Annotated in this window: 4 protein-coding genes; all 4 read right to left on the bottom strand. The window is 60.0% G+C overall.

Annotation, left to right across the window (positions count from 1 at the left end):
* On the bottom strand, window positions 1-485 hold a 485-nt coding region (locus tag AAAB16_RS21885; RefSeq protein WP_340665238.1), incomplete at its 3' end, for an acireductone dioxygenase.
* A gap of 10 nt (window positions 486-495) precedes the next feature.
* Window positions 496-1,113, bottom strand: a complete 618-nt coding sequence (locus AAAB16_RS21880; protein WP_340665237.1) for a methylthioribulose 1-phosphate dehydratase — start codon at window positions 1,111-1,113, stop codon at window positions 496-498.
* Window positions 1,110-2,315, bottom strand: a complete 1,206-nt coding sequence (locus AAAB16_RS21875; protein ID WP_340665236.1) for an MFS transporter — start codon at window positions 2,313-2,315, stop codon at window positions 1,110-1,112. The genes AAAB16_RS21880 and AAAB16_RS21875 overlap by 4 nt, the downstream gene beginning before the upstream one ends.
* A gap of 31 nt (window positions 2,316-2,346) precedes the next feature.
* The coding region (gene aroC / locus AAAB16_RS21870) for a chorismate synthase (protein ID WP_340665235.1) at window positions 2,347-2,966 on the bottom strand (620 nt) is incomplete at its 5' end.

The raw sequence follows: 2,966 nt of genomic DNA, 5'->3' as shown, positions 1-2,966 counted from the left end.
CCCTCAGGGTTGTTGAACAGGCGAATGGCAATAAAGTGCGGGTGCTCGCTCATGTCGAACCAATGACGGGTGCCGGCGGGCACCGAGATCAGGTCGTTTTTTTCGCAGAGCACGGCGTACACGTAGTCGTCGATATGCAGGGTAAACAAGCCACGGCCCGCAACGAAAAAACGTACTTCGTCTTCGGCATGCTGATGCTCGTCGAGAAACTTGGCGCGCAGTTCGGCTTTTTGCGGGTGGTCGTCGCTCAGGCTGATCACGTCCACCGTCACATAACCGCGCTCGGCCATCAGCTTGTCGATTTGCGGTTTATAGGCGGCGATCACTTCATCCTGGCTAGCGCCCGGAGCGAGCGGCGTGACAGCTTGCCAGCGCTCAAAACGCACGCCGACGGCGGCCAGGGTGCTGGTGATGTCTTCCACATGGTTGAGGACTTTGTTGGGGATTTCCGGGGATGACACGGCGAATACGCTGAGGCTGCTCATCGCTTGCTCCTTAACGGGAAGTGCCGAGGGCGCGCATTTTCAGCTCGCACTCGAACAAGAATTCAAAGGCTTCAACTTGGCGCAAGGCATCGCTCATCTGCGCGCCCCAGGTGTACAGGCCGTGGCCGCGAATCAAGTAGCCGACGCACTCGGGATGCTGCTCCAGCCAGGGCTGAACCTTGGCGGCCAGGCGAGCGATGTCTTGATCATTGTCGAAAATCGGCACCCGCACCCGGGATTCATGGGTGGTGGTGCCGGTAAAGGCTTTTTGCAGTTCGTAATCTTCAAACACCAGCTCACTGGCGGCAGTAGCACGCGATATAACGGTAGCGTTAACCGAATGGGTGTGCAGCACCGCGCCGATGTCGGCGCGCCATTGGTACAACTGGGTGTGCAGCAGGGTTTCGGCTGAAGGCTTTTTGCCCGGTTCCAGACTGTTGCCCTGCAGGTCAGTGGCCAGCACGTCGTCGCGGCCCAGTTGGCCTTTGTGCTTGCCGGAAACGGTGAGCAACGCTTCGCTGGCTGACAGCCGCGCCGAGTAGTTGCTGCTGGTGGCTGGCGACCAGCCACGGCCATAGAGAAAACGTCCTGCGGCGATAATCTCGTCGGCCAATCTTTCGCGGCTCATGCCCGCTCCTTTTCTAAATCGGGGTGTTGCAAGGGTGGCTGTGCGAGGTTGCGGGCGTTGTCGCTTGGCAAACGCATGGCGATGATAACGGCTGCCGCGCCAGCGGCAAGGCTGGCGATGGCAAAGGTCCAGGCTGGGCCAAGGCTGTTCCAGCTATAGCCGGAATACAGCGCGCCCAAAGCTCCGCCGATGCCGGCCAAGGCGGCATACAGCGCTTGGCCCTGGCCTTGTTGGTTGGCACCAAAACTGCGCTGCACAAAGTGAATGGCGGCGGCGTGAAAACTGCCAAAGGTGGCGGCGTGCATCACCTGCGCCAGCAGTAGCACCGGCAAATGTTCGGCAAAATTACCCAGCAGCAACCAACGCAAAGCCGCTAGTGCAAAGCTGGCCATCAGCACCTGGCGCAGGGAAAAACGCTGAAGAATGCGCGCCATCAACAAAAACATCAGCACCTCAGCCACTACGCCCAAGGCCCACAGCTGGCCGATAAAACCGCGGGCATAGCCCAGGGCTTCCAAGTGCAAGGTGAGAAAGGTGTAGTAAGGCCCGTGGCTCAGTTGCATCAGGCCGATGCACAGGTAAAAGGCCAATACGCCGGGTTGCCGCAATTGCTGAAGAAACCCGCCAACAGCGCCATGGTTCTCGCGCACATAAGGCTGGGCATTGGGCACCCAGCCGCTGCTGATAACAATGCCGACCATAATGCCGATCAGCGCCAGCGGGTAAATATCCAGGCTGAGCCACTCGAACAGCTTGCCCAGCACTGCCACGCAGACGATAAAGCCAATGCTGCCCCACAAACGGATCTGGCTATAACGCGCCGCCTGCTCGCGCAAATGCGCCAGGGTAATGACCTCAAACTGCGGCAATACCGCATGCCAGAAGAACGCATGCAACGCCATGATCAACGCCAGCCAGGCGTAACTCTTACTGATAAAAATCAGGCTAAAACACAGCAAGGTCGAGGCCGCGCCAAAGCGCACAATCGCCAGGCGTTTGCCGGTGCGATCACCTATCCAGCCCCACAAATTCGGCGCGACGCAGCGCATTAGCATGGGAATGGCCACCAGCTCGCCAATACGCGCCGGGGAAAAACCCAAATGATGGAAGTACAAGGCCAGAAACGGCGCCGTCGCCCCGAGCAGGGCGAAGTAAAAGAAGTAAAAGCTGGAAAGGCGCCAGTACGGTAGAGGGCTCGCCATGGCGCTTACTGCCCCAGGGCGAGCGACGGGCTCACAGCTGGCCCAGTACCGGCGTGCTGACCTGCACGTCGGCGTTTTGCCCACGGTTGCGCAGCAGGTGGTCGAGCAACACGATGGCCATCATTGCTTCGGCAATCGGCGTCGCGCGAATGCCTACACACGGGTCGTGGCGGCCTTTGGTGATCACATCCTGCGGCTGGCCAGCGACATCAATCGACTGCCCCGGCGTGGTGATGCTGGAGGTGGGCTTCAACGCCAAGTGGGCAATGATCGGCTGGCCAGAGGAGATGCCGCCCAAAATGCCCCCCGCGTTATTGCTGAGGAAACCTTGCGGCGTCAGCTCATCGCGGTGCTCGGTGCCACGCTGGGCCACGCAGGCAAAACCAGCGCCGATTTCCACGCCTTTTACCGCGTTGATGCTCATCAGCGCGTGGGCCAGGTCGGCGTCCAGGCGATCGAAAATCGGCTCGCCCAGGCCCGGCATAACGCCGTCAGCCACCACGGTAATTTTTGCGCCAACCGAGTCTTGGTCACGGCGCAGTTGGTCCATATAGGCTTCCAGCTCGGGCACTTTGCTCGGGTTGGGGCAGAAGAAGGCGTTGTCTTCGACGCTGTCCCAGGTTTGGAACGGGATTTCGATCGGCCCCAGTT

The sequence above is a fragment of the Pseudomonas sp. genome (assembly GCF_037994325.1).
GTDB lineage: Bacteria > Pseudomonadota > Gammaproteobacteria > Pseudomonadales > Pseudomonadaceae > Aquipseudomonas.
This window is presented reverse-complemented; position numbering and strand designations above follow the sequence as displayed.